We start from the raw sequence: 314 nt of genomic DNA, 5'->3' as shown, positions 1-314 counted from the left end.
GGGTATGCATCAGGAAATAATGAGCTTGCAAAAGAATGGCTTCAGGAGACTTTTATAAAGGTTTGGAAGCATAGAAACTCATTTAAAGAAAAGTCGTCTATAGACACTTGGATTTATAGAATTGCAGTAAATGTTTGTTTAGGGGATTTACGTAAACCAAGAAAAAACATCACTATTAATGAAGACTTATTGTCAAATAGTAACTATGATGATAACATTGACAATAATGAAGGTAATATCAAAAAAATGTATCACTGTATAGACCAACTAAACGAGCAAAATAAAGCATTGATATTATTAGAACTAGAAAACAT

General features: G+C 29.9%; 1 protein-coding gene. It reads left to right on the top strand.

The features are described 5' to 3' along the window. On the top strand, window positions 1-314 hold a 314-nt coding region (locus ITJ86_RS17700), incomplete at both ends, for an RNA polymerase sigma factor (RefSeq protein WP_195872883.1).

Source organism: Winogradskyella marina (assembly GCF_015645385.1).
Lineage (GTDB): Bacteria > Bacteroidota > Bacteroidia > Flavobacteriales > Flavobacteriaceae > Winogradskyella > Winogradskyella marina.
The sequence above is the reverse complement of the archived record's forward strand: the minus strand, read 5'-3'. Positions and strand labels throughout refer to the sequence as shown.